General features: G+C 62.9%; 16 protein-coding genes and 1 tRNA gene. 14 read left to right on the top strand and 3 right to left on the bottom strand.

The features are described 5' to 3' along the window. The first annotated feature begins 78 nt into the window (after positions 1 to 78). Positions 79 to 1,185: an acyltransferase gene (locus V4529_08915; GenBank protein ID MES2358450.1), complete on the top strand. Its 1,107-nt coding sequence runs from the start codon at positions 79 to 81 to the stop codon at positions 1,183 to 1,185. On the opposite strand, the gene V4529_08910 is transcribed toward V4529_08915, so the two are convergent. Beyond that, positions 1,183 to 1,254: transfer RNA gene (locus V4529_08910), tRNA-Ile, on the bottom strand. The genes V4529_08915 and V4529_08910 overlap by 3 nt on opposite strands. Positions 1,255 to 1,366: 112 nt before the next feature. On the opposite strand from V4529_08910, the gene V4529_08905 reads away from it, so the two are divergent. Next, on the top strand, positions 1,367 to 2,104 hold the full coding sequence (locus tag V4529_08905; GenBank protein ID MES2358449.1) for a class I SAM-dependent methyltransferase: 738 nt from the start codon (positions 1,367 to 1,369) through the stop codon (positions 2,102 to 2,104). 25 nt (positions 2,105 to 2,129) lie between these two features. On the opposite strand, the gene V4529_08900 is transcribed toward V4529_08905, so the two are convergent. Next, entirely contained in the window at positions 2,130 to 3,680 is a 1,551-nt protein-coding gene (locus tag V4529_08900; GenBank protein MES2358448.1) for a hypothetical protein, read from the bottom strand. Next, positions 3,677 to 4,699, bottom strand: coding sequence for a PfkB family carbohydrate kinase (locus V4529_08895; GenBank protein MES2358447.1), 1,023 nt, complete (start codon positions 4,697 to 4,699; stop codon positions 3,677 to 3,679). Before V4529_08895 ends, V4529_08900 begins: the two co-directional genes overlap by 4 nt. Before the next feature lie 106 nt (positions 4,700 to 4,805). Here V4529_08895 and V4529_08890 point away from each other — a divergent pair, with 106 nt between their 5' ends. Genes V4529_08890 through V4529_08835 form a run of 12 tightly spaced genes read left to right on the top strand, consistent with a single transcriptional unit; the run spans position 4,806 to position 15,921 of the window. Then, the gene (locus tag V4529_08890) at positions 4,806 to 5,615 is read left to right on the top strand and encodes an ABC transporter permease (protein MES2358446.1); all 810 of its coding nucleotides are present in this window, start codon (positions 4,806 to 4,808) and stop codon (positions 5,613 to 5,615) included. Then, positions 5,612 to 6,457, top strand: a complete 846-nt coding sequence (locus V4529_08885) for an ABC transporter ATP-binding protein (protein MES2358445.1) — start codon at positions 5,612 to 5,614, stop codon at positions 6,455 to 6,457. Before V4529_08890 ends, V4529_08885 begins: the two co-directional genes overlap by 4 nt. Beyond that, complete coding sequence (locus tag V4529_08880; protein ID MES2358444.1) at positions 6,458 to 7,435, top strand: MlaD family protein; 978 nt, start codon at positions 6,458 to 6,460, stop codon at positions 7,433 to 7,435. Between the two features lie 3 nt (positions 7,436 to 7,438). Next, a complete protein-coding gene (locus V4529_08875) occupies positions 7,439 to 8,437 on the top strand; it encodes an asparaginase (GenBank protein MES2358443.1) in 999 nt (332 codons plus the stop codon). A 57-nt stretch (positions 8,438 to 8,494) separates the two neighbouring features. After that, positions 8,495 to 9,130 (top strand): carboxymuconolactone decarboxylase family protein, encoded by a 636-nt coding sequence (locus tag V4529_08870; protein MES2358442.1) that lies wholly within the window; start codon positions 8,495 to 8,497, stop codon positions 9,128 to 9,130. Positions 9,131 to 9,132: 2 nt separating this feature from the next. Beyond that, a complete protein-coding gene (gene obgE, locus V4529_08865; GenBank protein ID MES2358441.1) occupies positions 9,133 to 10,155 on the top strand; it encodes a GTPase ObgE in 1,023 nt (340 codons plus the stop codon). After that, positions 10,152 to 11,018, top strand: coding sequence for a DNA-processing protein DprA (dprA, locus tag V4529_08860; GenBank protein ID MES2358440.1), 867 nt, complete (start codon positions 10,152 to 10,154; stop codon positions 11,016 to 11,018). The genes obgE and dprA overlap by 4 nt, the downstream gene beginning before the upstream one ends. Continuing rightward, a complete protein-coding gene (gene hemW, locus V4529_08855) occupies positions 10,985 to 12,130 on the top strand; it encodes a radical SAM family heme chaperone HemW (protein ID MES2358439.1) in 1,146 nt (381 codons plus the stop codon). Before dprA ends, hemW begins: the two co-directional genes overlap by 34 nt. Positions 12,131 to 12,143: 13 nt before the next feature. After that, positions 12,144 to 13,178, top strand: coding sequence for a heat-inducible transcriptional repressor HrcA (gene hrcA, locus V4529_08850; protein ID MES2358438.1), 1,035 nt, complete (start codon positions 12,144 to 12,146; stop codon positions 13,176 to 13,178). 51 nt (positions 13,179 to 13,229) lie between these two features. Beyond that, complete coding sequence (dnaJ, locus tag V4529_08845) at positions 13,230 to 14,363, top strand: molecular chaperone DnaJ (GenBank protein ID MES2358437.1); 1,134 nt, start codon at positions 13,230 to 13,232, stop codon at positions 14,361 to 14,363. After that, complete coding sequence (locus tag V4529_08840; GenBank protein ID MES2358436.1) at positions 14,360 to 15,187, top strand: 50S ribosomal protein L11 methyltransferase; 828 nt, start codon at positions 14,360 to 14,362, stop codon at positions 15,185 to 15,187. The genes dnaJ and V4529_08840 overlap by 4 nt, the downstream gene beginning before the upstream one ends. Beyond that, positions 15,184 to 15,921, top strand: a complete 738-nt coding sequence (locus tag V4529_08835; protein MES2358435.1) for an RsmE family RNA methyltransferase — start codon at positions 15,184 to 15,186, stop codon at positions 15,919 to 15,921. Before V4529_08840 ends, V4529_08835 begins: the two co-directional genes overlap by 4 nt. Positions 15,922 to 15,924: the final 3 nt, after the last annotated feature.

Below are 15,924 nucleotides of genomic sequence, written 5' to 3'. Positions count from 1 at the left end.
CGGTGACGGGGTAGGGCTGGAGCCGCACGAGAGGACGAGCCGGAACGGCGAATAACAGGCGGGCGATAGATTTGGCGCATGCCACCGGATCGGGACAGGCCTCCGACGCCTCGCAATCAACGCCTGGAGCGACTGAACGCGCTTCGTGGTCCGGCTGCGCTCCTCGTTGTGCTCTACCACGTTCGTCAGATCGCGCTCCGCGACCTGGGCTCGGCAGGCACTTTCGAGTTCTGGCGCTTTGGCCACGCTGGCGTCGACCTCTTCTTCGTCATAAGCGGCTTCGTCATCTACCTCGTCCACCGGCACGACATAGGCCAGCCGGCCGCCACTCGGCGCTTTCTGGCGAGGCGGTTCATACGCGTTTATCCGCCGCTATGGATAGTCACCACCGGCGTTCTCATCGGCGCGCTGGTTACCGCGCACGCCGTGCACGCGGAGAAGATGAACAGCTGGTTCATCCTCCGCTCGTACCTGCTGTGGCCGATCAACGGAGCTCTCCCGCTCGTGCCGCCAGCGTGGACGCTCTCGCATGAGCTGAAATTCTACCTCCTTTTCGCTCTGGCAATTGCACTGCCCGCTCGCGTATGGAAGCCGTTGCTCGCGACGGTGTTTGTCGCAAGCGTTGTCGCCTGCGTCGTCGAGACAGTGGCGCCCACGGCGCTGCCCTTTGCGATCTCATTCCTTTTCAGCCCCTACAACCTGGAATTCGTTGCCGGTTCGGCGATCGCTGCCTTCATCCTCACGCGCACCGTTGCCGTGCCAGCGGCATGGGGTGCAATCGGACTCGTCATGTGGGCGGTCGCGGCGACGCACGACCAGTCGCTCGTCGCGCCGGATGTTGCCGAAGTGATGAGCTACGGAGTGCCGTCTGCGCTGATAGTGTTGGCTGTTGCCGCGCAGGATCTTCGCCGGCCCTCGTTCCACGCGCCGCTGCTTCGGCTGCTCGGAGATGCCTCTTACGCGATCTACCTTGTACACCTGCCGGTCATCATCGTCGCGATAAGGCTCGGGAAGCAGATACACATCGAGCCCAACACTGGGACTCTGTTGGTGATCGCGCTGATCGCGACCGTGGCGGGCGTGGTGTTCCACATCGTCCTGGAGCGACCGGTCACGCGTTACCTGACCGGACGCTTCGCCGCAAAGCCACGCGCTTCGGCCACACTGCTTGCGGTTGGGAAATAGGGCAGGTGGGAGTTGAACCCACTTCCTGACGGTTATGAGCCGACTGCTCGACCGTTGAGCTTCTGCCCCGTCCTGCTGACATCGAAACTGGACTGCAGCGGTCTTCCGACCAAATTACTGGGAGTCTTGCGCGGGCGCCACTGGGCGCGGGTGCGGGAAACGCGTCGAGCTATACTTCGCCATGTTTGAAAAACTTGTAAATCGACTCCGTCGTGAAGCTTTTATAACATCGCCGCTGGGCATCGTGATAAGTCCCGTCTATTTCATCCGCGACGGGCTCTACAGGAACATTTCAAGCCTCGCTCCGCGTTTGAGCGGGGACATTCTCGACTTTGGATGCGGCTCCAAGCCGTACGAGTCCCTGTTCGTCAACGCTTCCAGTTACGTCGGCGTCGACGTTCAGGTGTCCGGGCACGATCACAAGGACAGCAGGATCGACGTCTACTACGACGGACGGACGCTGCCGTTTCCCGACAACCACTTCGACGCCGCTGTGTGCTTCGAAGTCTTCGAGCACGTGTTCAATATCGACGAGTTGCTCACCGAGATCAGGCGCGTCATCAAGCCTGGCGGCTATCTGCTCCTGTCGATCCCGTTCGCGTGGGACGAACACGAAATCCCCTACGACTTCGCCAGATACACCAGCTTCGGCATCAGGTCGGTCCTCGAGCGCAACGCTTTCGAGGTGCTGGAGATGCGAAAGACTACCACCTACATCCTGGCGCTGGCTCAGATCTTCATCGCCTATCTGAGCCGTTACGTCTTCCCGAAGAACAGGTTCCTGTCGAAGGTGGTACTCCAGTTGCTGATCATCTTCCCGCTCAATCTTCTGGCGCTGCTGTTCGACTTCCTGCTGCCGACGCGCTACGAGTATTACTCCAACAACGTTGTGTTGTCGAGAACGAAAGTCGCCGTGTGACGCATGCGATGTTCCGCGTGTCGCGCTAGAAATACAACCCCTTCGGCGTCCACTGGAACCGCGCCCGCGCCGCGATCTCGTTCCGCGTCACGCCAATCAGGTGGTCCGCGTTCGTGCTGTGGTTCACGCCGACGTCCCCCGTCAGTTCCACGCCCGGCGCGATCATGCCGCCGCCCTCCACTCCCACTCGCGCCGTGTGCTCCACCACGCCATCCAGAAATCCGGGCGTCGTGGAATACTGCGCCGGCGTCGGAAATGGAAGATGAAAATCGCCCTGTCCCTGCCGCCTGAATGCGCCGTACAACTTGACCGTGGTATATGGCACGAGCGCGAGATCCACGCCCGCCTTTACCTCGTCGTAATCGCTGAACGGCTGCCCGAGCCCGACACCGAGACTCGCGTACTGCGCAGCCGGTCCTTCCTTTCCGCGATACGCCAGCGCCGACAGTCGCGAGTACGCCGCGAACAGGCGCTGGTCGCCGAAGAACGGAATCCCTTCCGCGGTCGCGGAGTATCCGTACGACGCAGGCTCCTGACACGCGAGTGTGGGACATGAATCGATCTGTCTGTTCCCGAGCAGCAGCTCCGCCGAGTAGTTGCCAAACCTCGCGGTTCGGAGTGCAACAGTCCCTCCGAGCGTGAGATTCCCCGAGACGTGCTCGTTGCGCCACGACAGCGCGTAGATGTTGAGCGGATTGAGCAGCGACGGATCGTACGATCTCCCGATTCCGTAAGCTAGATATCCCTCCGACGTGCCGACTTCCAGACCGCGCCATCTGACCGACAGGCGGTGAGTGTAGAAGTACCGGGCATATACTCCATCCGGCTGGAAATCATCGTCCAGTCGGGTCGCAAGCGCCGACATGTGAATGCGATCGGTGCCGATCTGCGTGTACAACTGATCGTACGTGTACGGCGCGCTCCCGAGCTGCAAGCCTTGCAGCGACGACGGGCCCCAGTTCCGCGCCATTCTTCCGGCGAACAACGTTCCGTATTTCCACTGGCCGCTGACGTAGGCGTCTTCAGTGCGGCCCGCGATCACGCGATCCTGCTTGCCCGCAAAATCCGGATCGTGATTGAGCCTGTTGTCGATGATCGGATGAATCATCGCCGCGATCGGGCCCGCAACCATTGCAAGCCGGAATCCCGCGCCGCCCGTAACGGTGTGATTCGTGTCGGCCAGCATCAGCTCGCGCTGTCCCGATGTCTGCGCGGTGCTGAACACGTCGGCGTTGGCGATGAAAGCCGGCTGATCCGCCGAAGTCGTTGCGCCGCGCGCATTGACCGCGTAGCGCTCGAGCGCGGTACGCAGCGCGATTGCGTATGACCGGATCACTGGCGAGTGCGTGTGTGCCAGTGCGGTATCGGCGCCCGCGGACATCTGTGCGGCAGTGTAGGGACGCTCGAGCAGCGAAACGCCGCGCAGCTCGCCGCGCGCGATCAGAGCATCTGCGAACCGGTAGGCGATGTCATCCAGTGGAACGTACAGCGACGCCTGTGCGCGTGCAGATCGCGGCAGCGCAAGCGACGCAGCGGCAACGAGAACGATCGCAATCGCGCGTGTGAAACTTTTCAATTGATGGTCTGTTGTGTGGTTGTGCTCTTGTACGCGTCGTATGCGTCGTATGCGTCGAGTACTTCATCGACACCGACCGTCGCCGCGCCAAGCTTCCCGACTTCGACGCCAGCCGCGAAATTCGCGATGACCGACGCCTCCGACGCCGTGGCGCCAGCCGCCAGCATCGTCGCGAGATACGCGGTCACCGTGTCGCCCGCTCCCACCACGTCGTAAACTTCGCGCGCCGTCGTGGGAATGCGTCCGACCTCCCCGTCCGCCGATACCAGTACCATGCCATGCTCGCCGAGCGTGAGGAGCAGATGCTCGACCCCCAGGCGCGCACAGGTCGCGGGAAGTGCCGCCGGTGAGCCGATGTCCAGCGTGGCCCCGACCGCCGACTCCAGCTCCCGCCGGTTCGGCTTGAATATCGTCGCGCCGCGAAACTCGAAGAAATTCCGGAACTTGGGATCCACGACGACCGGAATTCCCTTCGCCAGCGCGGCGTCCATGGCAGCGCGGATCACCGCCGGTGCCAGAACTCCCTTGTTGTAATCCTCCAAAACCAGCGCATCGGCTTCTCGAACAGTTGTTCGAACAGCCGCTATCAACGCCTCGGTGTCGGCGCCGTCGGCGTCCAGGTCGTCTTCCTCGTCGACTCTCACCAGCTGTTGGGCCCGCGCCACGATTCGGGTCTTGGTGGTGGTTGGCTTCGCGCTCGGGAGCACCCCGGTCACCGTCGCGCCCGCACTTCGCAGCATATGTGTGAGCTCTCTCCCTGCCGCGTCCCTGCCGACTGTGCAGACCATGCTGCAGGATGCGCCGAGTGCCAGGACGTTCTGCGCAACGTTGGCAGCGCCGCCAAGGGCGTGGCGCCGTTCCCGTACTCGAACCACGGGGACCGGAGCTTCCGGCGAGATTCGTTCGACGTCGCCGACCAGATACACGTCGAGCATGGCGTCGCCAGCCACTGCCACGTGGTATCTTTTCGCCGACTCGAGCAGTGCAACGAGCCTGTGGCGCTGAATTGTCTCGATCATCGCCTACCAACCTAGCCCTTTGCCGGGGATCGGCAAAGGACGCCCCCATGACAGCCGAATTCCGGCGAGTTGGGGTCGGCATGTCCCTTGCCTTCTGACGGAGCGGATGGCCTTACTAGAACGAATCAACGCCGCAGCCCGCAAGAAAGTATTCTCCCTGCAGGAGGCTTTCGTCCTTGCCTGGAATGCCATCCGTTTCATCTTCGTCCCGCCATTCTATCGCGAAGACGTGATCCAGCAGATGGATTCCATCGGAGTCCAGTCACTCGGCATCGTCGTTCTTACCGGATTTTTTACGGGAATGGTGCTGGCGCTGCAATCCGCGGTTCAGATGCAGCGCTTCGGCGCGACGACCTATGTGGGGAGCCTGGTTACGGCTTCCATGATCCGGGAGCTCGGTCCGGTTCTCGCCGGCCTCATGGTCGCCGGACGCGTCGGATCGGGCATCGCGGCACAGATCGGCTCCATGCGCGTGACGGAACAGATCGACGCGCTCAATGTGATGGGCACCGACCCGATCAAGAAGCTCGTGACTCCGCGTCTGATCGCGGCGCTCCTGATGCTGCCCGCACTCACGGTGATCAACGACGTTGCGGGAATCTTCGGCGGAAACGTCATCGCGAAGTTCTATCTGCAACTTCCCACGTCGCTCTATTGGGCGACTGTCTGGGATCAGATATCGAACGGTGGCTTCGTCCTTCGTTTCATTCCCAACGACTTCGTGCACGGTCTCATCAAGCCGTTCGTATTCGGCGGTATCATCTCGCTCACGGCATGTCACTTTGGACTTCGCACGACCGGCGGTACCGAAGGCGTCGGCGTCTCGACGACGCGCACCGTTGTGACGGCCAGCATCCTAATTCTCGTCACCGATTACTTCATCACACAGGCGCTGCTCGCGCTGTTGCCATCATGACCGATCGCGACGACGATCAGGACGCGATACAGACGGAACGCGTGCGCGCCGCCATCCGCGACGAGATTCAGGCCGACGAGGAGCGGGATGACTCGCCGACGCCGCGGGACACACCCGTCATCGAGCTGCGCGATGTATGGCTCGCATTCGATCGTCCCATCCTCGAAGGTGTATCGTTCGCCGCGCGCAAGGGCGAAACGGTCACCGTTGTCGGCGAATCCGGCACCGGAAAATCGACGATCGTGAAGCTGATACTCCGGCTGCTCGTCGCGGATCGCGGCGAGGTCTGCGTCCGCGGGAAGGACATAGAGAAGGTGACGTACGAGGAAGCACTCAAGATTCGCCAGCGCATGGGGATGGTGTTCCAGAGCTCGGCGCTCTTCGATTCGCTCACCGTGTACGAGAACGTCGCATATCCGCTGCGCGAGCACACCAATCTCACCGACGACGAGATCGGCGAGCGCGTGCGAGAGAAGCTGCGCTTCGTGGATCTCGACCCCGACGAGGTGACGCAGCTCGCGCCCTCCGAGTTGTCGGGCGGGATGCAGAAGCGCGTCGGCATCGCACGCGGACTCGCGGCCAATCCGGGAATTATGCTGTACGACGAGCCGACGTCGGGCCTCGACCCTCTGACGACCGGCATCATCACGAATCTCATAATGAAATTGCAACGCGAGCTGCACGTCACGAGTGTCGTCGTCACGCACGACATCAGATCCGCGTTTCGCATGTCGAGCAAGATCGCGCTGCTGCACGACCGACACATTGTATTCTTCGGATCGCCCGAGGAGATGGCTGCGTCGGACGATAAGTACATCCAGACTTTCCTGGGCGGTTACTGAATGAGACGCTCCGAGATCATCACCAAGGATGCGCTGCGTGTCGCTGCCCTCGCGATCGTTGCGCTCGCCATACTCACGTATGCGATCATTCGGCTCGGCGAAGCAGCGCGGCTGTTCACGCGCCGGTATTCGCTGTATGCCTTTGTCCCCAACGCTAGCGGACTGCGCGAGGGCGGACAGGTGACCGTCGCGGGTCAGCTTGCGGGCTCCATCAGCAAGATCGAATTTCTGCCCGTGGACAACGACACCACCCGCAATCTCAAGATCACGGTGCAGATCGATGAGGATCTGCAGCAGCAGGTACGCATGGATTCGCGCGTCATGCTCCGCAATCAGGGCCTGCTCGGCGATCGGTTCTTCGACATCACGCCGGGAACGCCACGCTTCCGCCCGCTGCACCAAGGCGACACTCTGCTACTCGGGCCGTCCATCGGGTACGACGTGATGATCCAGCGCGCGGCCGCAGTGCTCACGGATGTCGCCGGTCTCACGCACGACCTGCGTGAACTGACGCAGTCTGTTGCGCACGGCAACGGAACCGTCGGCAAGCTGCTCACCGACCGCGGTCTGTACGACAGGCTCAACGCCACACTCGCATCGACGAGTGCTCTCCTCAAGCGGCTTCAGAATCCGGACGGAACCGTGGGCAGGTTGCTGGACGATCCGCAGCTGTATACCAACCTCACGGAGATGGTCGGCCAGGTCGATTCGCTCATGACGAAGCTCAACTCGGGCAAGGGAACAGCCGGAAAGCTGCTTCAGGACGACTCGCTCTACACCAACCTCGTGACGGTCACGGCGCACGCCGATTCGCTGGTCGCATCGCTGAGCAAGGGCAACGGAACCGCTTCGAGACTCCTGAGCGATACCACCCTCTACAATCAGATGGTCCAGGCGGTCCAGCACCTGAACGAGATTCTGGCGGACGTCAAGAAGAACCCGAAACGCTACACCAAGGGAGCGATCACGATATTTTAAGGGGTGAGTCCCGCCGCTTCCTATGATATCGATGTAGTCGTCACGCGCGGGAGCGCGGTGGAATCGGTCCATCACGTTTCTGCTGCAATCGTCGCGAACGACGCCCTGATCGGCTATGCCCGGAATCCGGAGCTGGTCACGTACTGGCGCTCGTGCGCCAAGCCGTTCCAGCTCATTCCGTTCATGACCACGGGGCACGTGGATGAGCTGGGGTGGGGCGCAGACGAGATCGCGCTGGCCTGCGCATCGCACGGCGGCGAGCCGGAACACGTTGCGATCGCCGAGCGGATGCTGAGCGACCTGGGGCTCGAAGAGGGTGATCTCGCATGCGGCGCCGCGGAGCCACTGTCACAGCGCGGTCAGCGTCTGTTGCGCGAATCGGGCGGCAGGACGACCCGGCTCCACAACAACTGCTCCGGCAAGCACGCTGCGATGCTCGCTTGCGCCCAGACCGCAGGCTGGCCAACCGCAGGGTATGATCATCTCGACCACCCAGTGCAGCAAGCCATAGTACGAACGATCGAGACCTGGAGCGGCACCAGCCGCTCCCAGATCAGGATCGCACGCGACGGCTGCGGCGTCCCCGTATTCGGCATCAGCCTCGAAGCCATGGCGCGCGCATTTGCGCGTTTTGCAGCGGCGATGAACAGGGGCGACGAAGTTCCAGCGCGTATCGGCAGCTCGATGCTCTGCAACCCGTTCCTGGTTGGCGGTACCGACCGGTTCGACACGGTCGTGATGACCGAGGCCCCGGGTATCCTCTGCAAGATCGGCGCAGAGGGAGTGCATTCCGCGGCTATCGTCAGCGACGGAATCGGGATAGCGCTCAAGGTCGAGGATGGAGCATCTCGTGCGCAGTATCCCGCATTGCTCGCGCTGCTGCAGCACCTTGGTGCATTGCCTGATCCGTTGCCGCAACGTCTTGCTGAAATTGCCCGCAAGCCCGTGCGCGATACTCGCCACGAGGTCGTGGGCGAGATAGTCGTTCGCGCAATGATCTGATTCGTCGCGCATGGATGCGCCGTGGCGCTGTGCGTGACTTGACGTATCGTTGACATTATGGAATCCAGTATTGAACACGAGGCGCTGTTCAGCGACTCGATGCGTGCGCTCGTTCGTATTTCCGCGGCCGTCGCGGGTGCGCCACTGGCGTTCACCCGGCGGATGATGGTGGAAGCCGTCGGCGTCGCGTCGCCGCCGGCGGTGGACGAGGTCTTGCTGCAATCGTACCTGTTCGCGGGTTTCCCCCGCGCGCTGAACTCGATGCGCATCTGGCGCGAAGTATCCGGCGATCCGGCTCCGGCCGAAGATGCTGCGACTACGCCACCGCTGCCCGATGTCTACCGTCTGCAGGGAGAGGAAGCGTGCCGAACGGTGTACGGCAGCAAGTATGACGCGCTGCGGCAGAAGGTTGGACGGCTGCATCCGGCGCTGGATGCGTGGATGGTCATGGACGGATACGGGAAGGTTCTCTCGCGTCCTGGAATGACATTGGTACAACGGGAGCTGTGCATCGTCGCCGCGTGCGCCGCGTCGGAACAGATCCCGCAGCTCAAGTCGCATCTGCGTGGGGCGCTCAACTGTGGTGCGACGCCGGATGATCTGGCACTGACGCTATCGGCGTTGACCGACATCGTCTCCCGCGAGGCGCTCGCCGCCGCGCGTGAAGAATTGAATCGAATCAAGGAGAGCTGACGATGTTCATAGACAAGGTGACGGTCCGCGCGATAGCGGGCACGGGTGGTTCCGGATGCCAGTCGTTCCGGCGCGAGAGTCTCGTACCGATGGGTGGTCCCGACGGAGGTGATGGCGGACGGGGCGGCGACGTGATCGTCCGTGGTGACTCCAACCTCGCCACACTGCTCGACTACACGTATCGCGACGAGTGGGCCGCCGAGCGTGGCCAGCATGGCATGGGTTCCAACATGACGGGGAAGAGCGGCAAGGACATCTACATGCCCGTACCGCCTGGCACCATCGTGCGCGACGCGGTAACCGGCGAGATTCTCGCCGACGTGCTGGCCGACGGCGAGGAATTCATCGTGGCAAAGGGCGGCCGCGGTGGAAAGGGCAACGCGTTCTTCGTCACCGCTACTCACCAGTCACCGCGCGAGTGGCAGCCAGGCGAGGACGGTCAGGAGCGCACGCTCGAGCTCGAGCTCAAGCTCATCGCCGACGTCGGACTCGTCGGACAGCCGAACGCCGGTAAATCCACGCTGCTGTCGGTGATCTCCGCTGCGCGCCCCAAGATCGCGGATTATCCCTTCACGACGCTTCAACCGAATCTTGGCGTGGTGCAGCTTTCCGATCACCGCACATTCGTCGTCGCCGACATTCCCGGCATCATCGAAGGAGCGGCAGAGGGACGGGGACTCGGCCTTCAGTTTCTGCGTCACATCGAGCGTACGAGAATCCTTGCGATGATCATTCCGATCGATGCAATGGACTGGCAGGCTGAGTACGATCAGCTGCGTGTGGAAGTGGCGAAATACAGTCCGGAGCTCGCGCGCAAGCCGCATTGCGTCGTGTTCACCAAGCTGGATCTCTTCGGCGAACAGTACGTTCCGCCCATCGAGGCACCCGGTGCGTTCGCAGTTCTATCGATCAGCGCAGCCAACCGCGAAGGTCTGTCGCCGCTGCTCGCCGCGTGGTGGAGTGAGCTGCTCCGTCTCAAGGTGGAAGAGGCAAAACCCAGCGAGGCTGTGGCGCCGCTTCCGTGAGTCTGCGACACACATTCACCGTCGCGCGCCCGCATGATGACGAATGGCCGGCGGAGCTCGCGACCGTTCCCTCGCCTCCAAAATCGCTGCACTACACGGGCGACATCGCCGTGCTCGCTCAACCATGCGTCGCGATAGTCGGTAGCCGTCACCCGACTGCATACGGCGAGCGTGTGGCGCGCGATCTGTCGCGCGCACTCGCGTCCGCAGGTGCGTGCATCGTGAGCGGCATGGCCTTCGGCGTCGATGCGATCGCCCACCGCGCGGCGCTTGAGTGTGGCGGAACGACCGCCGCCGTGCTCGGCGCTGGAATCGACACGGTATACCCGCGCTCGCACATTGCGCTGTACGACGAGATTGCGCAACACGGGGTCGTGCTGTCGGAATTCGGCGCCGGCGTCGGAACCTTCCAGGGATGTTTCCCGCGCCGCAATCGTGTCATTGCCGGCCTCTGCCGTCTGACGATCGTCGTCGAAGCTGGCGCAAAAAGCGGATCGCTGATTACCGCGGGATACGCCGGAGATTTTGGCCGCAACGTCGCAGCCGTACCGGGACCGATCGACTCGCCACAGAGCGCAGGCACCAATCAGCTGCTGCGCGACGGCGCCCAGGTCATCGCCAGCATCGACGATGCGCTCGCGCTGGCGGCTCTGACCGCGCAAGCGAATGCACGCGTGCCGGTCTCGCTCGGCGCCGACGAAGCGACTGTGTGGGACGCCGTCGCCCAGCACGCGGCTGCCAGCGCCGACGAGATCATCACGCACACGGGCTGGCCCGCAAGCCGTTGCCTCGCCGCGCTCACGCAACTCGAAATTCAGGGACTTCTGGAATGCTCGGCCGGCGGAGTGATCGCGCGCAGATGACGGTGGATCCGGTGCGCCACCTCTACATCCACGTTCCATTCTGCGCGCGGCGCTGCTCGTACTGTGATTTCTCCATCGCTGTGCGCAGCTCGGTGCCGGTCGCAACTTACGTGGAATCGATCGCGCTCGAGATCGCGCGACACGACACGCGCCGCTGGGATCTCGACACGATCTATCTTGGGGGCGGGACTCCGTCGCGGCTCGATGCTGGCGTGGCTTCCGTTGTGAAGATCGTCCGCGAAAATGCATCGGTCGCCGCCGACGCGGAGATAACGGTCGAGGCAAACCCGGACGACGTCACGCCCGCGAACGCAGCTGCATGGATCGATGCCGGAGTCAACCGTGTGTCGCTTGGCGCTCAATCGTTCGACCCGTCGGCTCTCGAATGGATGCACCGCACGCATTCGGTTGAGCAGATCGTCGGCGCGATCGGGACTCTGCGTACGGCCGGAATCACCAACGTCTCGCTCGATCTCATTTTCGCGCTCCCCGAATCGATCCCGCGCGACTGGGGTGCTGATCTCGAGCGCGCGCTGGAACTCGAGCCCGAGCACGTCTCCCTGTACGGCCTCACCATCGAGCCGCGCACGCCGCTCGGCCGTTGGCGTGCCCGCGGCCAGGTAGTCGAGGCGCCGGAAGAGCGCTACGAGGCCGATTTCATGATGGCACACGAAAGACTCGACGCCGCGGGATTCGAGCACTACGAAGTCTCCAATTTCGGACGGCCCGGACGGCGTTCGAGACATAACTCGTCCTACTGGACCGGCGAACCGTACGCCGCGCTCGGACCATCCGCGCACTCGTTCGACGGAGATGCCCGTAGCTGGAACGTGGCGGCGTATGCAGATTGGGAGAGGCGCCTGCGCTCCGGCGAGAGCGTTGTCGCCGAGCGGGAATTGCTCACCCGGGAGAACCGGCTGTCCGAGCGGGTGTATCTAGGGCTACGTACGATTGACGGTCTTCCTGCGACGGATGCGGAAATCGACGTCGCTCGTCCTTGGGTCGAAGCGGGATGGGCCGAGATCACTAACCGAACGATCGTTCTAACAGCGACTGGCTTTCTTCGCCTGGATGCTATCGCAGCGTCCTTGACACTCGCCGGAAGTCGTTGATACTATTGCACTTATGGCACTTGCCGAACTGACCGACCGAGAGCGTATGGTGCTCGAGGCCGTAATCCAGACGTATGTAGCAACCGCCCAGCCCGCTGGGTCGCGTCAGCTTGCCCGTCGGTTCAATTTCGGTGTGTCACCCGCGACGATCCGCAACACCATGAGCGACCTGGAAGAGAAGGGCTACCTCTTCCACCCTCATACGTCGGCCGGCAGAGTTCCCACGGACGTCGCGTATCGCGTCTACGTGGACTCGATCCTTCCCGCGCACAAGTTCACGACAGCAGAGCGCGACAGCCTTGCGCTGCAGATATCGAGTGGCGGGTCGGCGGTGGAGAACATCCTCCGTCGCGCCGCGCAGAGTCTCGGCATCATCACGCAGGAGCTTGGTGTCGCGCTGGGGCCGCGCTTCGATGCGAGCGTTCTGAACCGCATCGAGCTGGTGCGGCTCGCATCCGACCGACTCCTCGTAGTGTTGTCGGTACAGGGTGGTGGCGTTCGCACCATCTACGTCGATGCGCGAGGCCAGATTGCCGACGAAGCGATCACCGAAGTCTCGCGCGTGCTCAACGAGCGGCTTGGCGGACTCACACTGCGTGAGGTACGCAACTCGCTGTCGCAGCGCCTCCGCGATACGACTGTCGGAGCGGCCGAGCTGATCAACGTATTCCTGGAAGAAGGCGAGCACATATTCGACGAGGTATTCGATTCGGCGAACGATGTAATGCTGGGTGCGGCCTCCGTGCTCGCCGAGCAGCCGGAATTTGCCAGCGCGGACAGCATGCGAAGGCTCGTCGCCCTGACTGAAACGAGGCACTATCTGGCCGAGGTGCTGCGCAAGCGCAGCGAATCATCCGGCGTGAGCATTACTATTGGCAACGAGCATGACGATCCCGCGCTGGAGAACTTCACGCTCGTCACGGCGCAGTATCACGTTGGTGCGTTGAACGGCGTCATCGGCGTCATCGGACCGACGCGGATGCCTTACGACAAGGTTATTTCGCTCGTGACTCACACATCCCAGCTCGTCACCGACCTGCTGGACTGACGCATTACCGAACGCACCACCAAACGCATTACCAAACGCATCACCAAACGCATGGCAGACTATTACGAAACACTCGGAGTCCCGCGCGCAGCGTCGGACGACGACATCAAGAAGGCATATCGCAAGCTGGCGATGCAGTTCCACCCGGACCGCAACAACGGCTCGTCGGAATCAGAGGAGAAGTTCAAGGAGATCACCGAAGCGTATGACGTGCTGCGCGATGGCAACAAGCGCGCAGCGTACGATCGGTATGGCGAGGCCGGCCTCAAGGGCGGTGGCTTCGGGGGTTTCCACCATGTGGACCTCTCGGAAGCGCTCAACATCTTCATGCGCGATCTGGGCGGGATGGGCGGCTTCAACGATCTGTTCGGTCGTAGAAGCAGCGCCGCTGAGACGCGCACCGGCTCCGACATTCGCATCACCCTCGGACTCACACTCCAGGAAGTAGCGACGGGAGTCGAGAAGCCCGTCACGATCAAGCTGTTGAATCCCTGCGACTACTGCAAAGGCACCGGCGCCGAGCCTGGCACGAACGTGAGTACGTGTCCTACGTGCAAGGGTGCGGGTGAAGTGCGTCGGGCGCAGCAATCGTTCTTCGGTCCCGTCGTGAGCGTGTCGGTGTGCCCCAACTGCGCCGGTGATGGCAAGGTAGTCGCGTCGCCGTGCAAGAAGTGTCGCGGTGAGGGGCGCCTCCGCTCGGAAGAGCAGGTCAACATCAAGGTTCCGGCAGGAGTCGCGACGGGTCAGTACATGACTCTGCGCGGTGTCGGTAACGCCGGCCCGCGAGGCGGCCCGCGCGGCGACATCCTCGTCGTGTTCGAGGTCGATGAGGACGAGCGCTTCGAGCGCGACGGCGAGGATCTGCTCACCGAAGTGCTCGTCACGTATCCACAACTCGCACTCGGCGCCGACGTCGATGTTCCGACTGTTACCGCATCGGTCACGTTGCGCATACCTGCGGGAACTCAAAGCGGTCAGGTGATGCACCTGCGCGGACGCGGACTTCCGCGCATCAACGCATCGGGCACCGGCGACCTGCACGTGCGGTTGCAACTCTGGACTCCCGACGTGATGAGCGAAGAAGAGGCCACGCTGCTTCGCCGCCTTTACGAAATTCGCCCTCTGGCGCCAGCAAGACGCGAGCGCGGATTCTGGGCCAAGGTCAAGGAATCGCTCGGCGCGTGAGCACGGAATGGCGCGCGGTTCGTGTCGAGCAGTGCGCCGATCGCGATGCGGTGATGAGCGCGCTGTTCGCAGCCGGCTCGCAGGGCGTCCACGAAGACGGTGACGCCCTCGTCACGCATTTTCCGCCGGACTTCGATACCGCAATCGTTGTCACGGCGGTGCACGACACTGACCCGTCCGCGGTCGTCACGACAACGGTCGTGCCCGCGGTGGACTGGAGCGAGTGGCGCGCAAATGTCGACGCACACCACGTTGGAGGCCTTGTCGTAACGCCGCCCTGGCGCGCGGCAGAGTTCGATCCGGCGACTACCATCGTGATCGATCCTGCGATGGCGTTCGGCACTGGCGAACATCCAACCACGCGTGGAATGCTTCGTCTCATGCAGCGCACGATCCGCGCGGGCGATTCCGTAGCCGATCTCGGCGCCGGCAGCGCCGTGCTGTCGATTGCTGCCGCCAAGCTCGGCGCAACGCGTGTTGCGGCTATCGAAATCGACGACGGCGCCGAAGGCTCCGCGATCGAGAACATTCGCGTGAACGGCGTGGAAAGTGCGATCCGATATCTGGTTGGTGACGCGACGGTGTTGCTCGCGCTCGTCGCGCCGGTCCGTGTGATTCTCGCGAACATCGTCTCATCCGTGCTGATGGAATTGCTTGCAGACATGGCAGGGTCGCTCACGCCAGATGGAGTTGCGTTGTTGAGCGGGATCCTGGTCGAGGAGCGCGATATCATGACCAGCGCGATTGTACGTGCCGGCTTTCGCGTCGAAGCTGAAGATGCGGAAGGCGACTGGTTGAGCATCCTCGCCGGTCGTGTTTCATGACCGATTCCGATCGGGCAGCGTTCTATTCGGAAGATCAGTTCACAGTTGGGGCGCAGATCGCGCTATCGGAGAGCGACGCGTCGCACATTACGGTGCTGCGTCTTGGCGTCGGGGAACGCGTCGGCCTTCGCGACGGGGCGGGCCATATCGCGTCGGGGACACTTGTCCGGCTCGGCCGCAGGAATGCACTGGTTGAGGTCGACCGGATCGCCGAGGTGCCGCCGCCGCTACCGATTCACCTGCTGGTTCCAGTCGCGGACCGCGACCGGATGCTATGGCTCGCCGAGAAGGCCGCCGAGCTCAATGTCGCGAGCTGGCGTCCGGTATTGTGGCACCGGTCGCGGAGTGTGTCGCCGCGCGGAGATGGTCCGACTTTCCGGAACAAGGTACGTACGCGAATGACGTCCGCCTTGCTTCAGTCGCGGTCGGCGTGGCTGCCCGAGATATTTCCCGAAGCGACGCCGGAGCGCGCGATGGCCGCGTCTCCTGAGGGATCGCGTGTGGTCCTCGAAGCGAGCGGGCGGGCGTTCGGCGCCATGGACGTCTCGGAACCGATGGTGGTGGCAGTGGGGCCCGAAGGGGGCCTGGACGCGGAAGAGCTGGATGGCCTTCAGGCTGCCGGATTCAGGCTCGCATCGATCGGCCACTCGATCCTGCGGTTCGAGACGGCGGCCGTCGCCGGTGTCGCCGTGGCCCGCGCGTTGCTGGAAGCGAAACTCATCTCAGACCGGTAATTC

This window comes from Gemmatimonadota bacterium (genome assembly GCA_040388625.1).
Classification (GTDB): Bacteria; Gemmatimonadota; Gemmatimonadetes; order Gemmatimonadales; family Gemmatimonadaceae; genus Fen-1247.
The sequence above is the reverse complement of the archived record's forward strand: the minus strand, read 5'-3'. Positions and strand labels throughout refer to the sequence as shown.

Bases quoted from the DNA above. Each gene is read 5' to 3' on its own strand.
- V4529_08915 (MES2358450.1), top strand. From the start codon at position 79: ATGCCACCGGATCGGGACAGGCCTCCGACGCCTCGCAATCAACGCCTG.
- V4529_08905 (MES2358449.1), top strand. From the start codon at position 1,367: ATGTTTGAAAAACTTGTAAATCGACTCCGTCGTGAAGCTTTTATAACA.
- V4529_08895 (MES2358447.1), bottom strand. From the start codon at position 4,699: ATGATCGAGACAATTCAGCGCCACAGGCTCGTTGCACTGCTCGAGTCG.
- V4529_08890 (MES2358446.1), top strand. From the start codon at position 4,806: ATGGCCTTACTAGAACGAATCAACGCCGCAGCCCGCAAGAAAGTATTC.
- V4529_08885 (MES2358445.1), top strand. From the start codon at position 5,612: ATGACCGATCGCGACGACGATCAGGACGCGATACAGACGGAACGCGTG.
- V4529_08880 (MES2358444.1), top strand. From the start codon at position 6,458: ATGAGACGCTCCGAGATCATCACCAAGGATGCGCTGCGTGTCGCTGCC.
- V4529_08870 (MES2358442.1), top strand. From the start codon at position 8,495: ATGGAATCCAGTATTGAACACGAGGCGCTGTTCAGCGACTCGATGCGT.
- obgE (MES2358441.1), top strand. From the start codon at position 9,133: ATGTTCATAGACAAGGTGACGGTCCGCGCGATAGCGGGCACGGGTGGT.
- hemW (MES2358439.1), top strand. From the start codon at position 10,985: ATGCTCGGCCGGCGGAGTGATCGCGCGCAGATGACGGTGGATCCGGTG.
- hrcA (MES2358438.1), top strand. From the start codon at position 12,144: ATGGCACTTGCCGAACTGACCGACCGAGAGCGTATGGTGCTCGAGGCC.
- dnaJ (MES2358437.1), top strand. From the start codon at position 13,230: ATGGCAGACTATTACGAAACACTCGGAGTCCCGCGCGCAGCGTCGGAC.
- V4529_08835 (MES2358435.1), top strand. From the start codon at position 15,184: ATGACCGATTCCGATCGGGCAGCGTTCTATTCGGAAGATCAGTTCACA.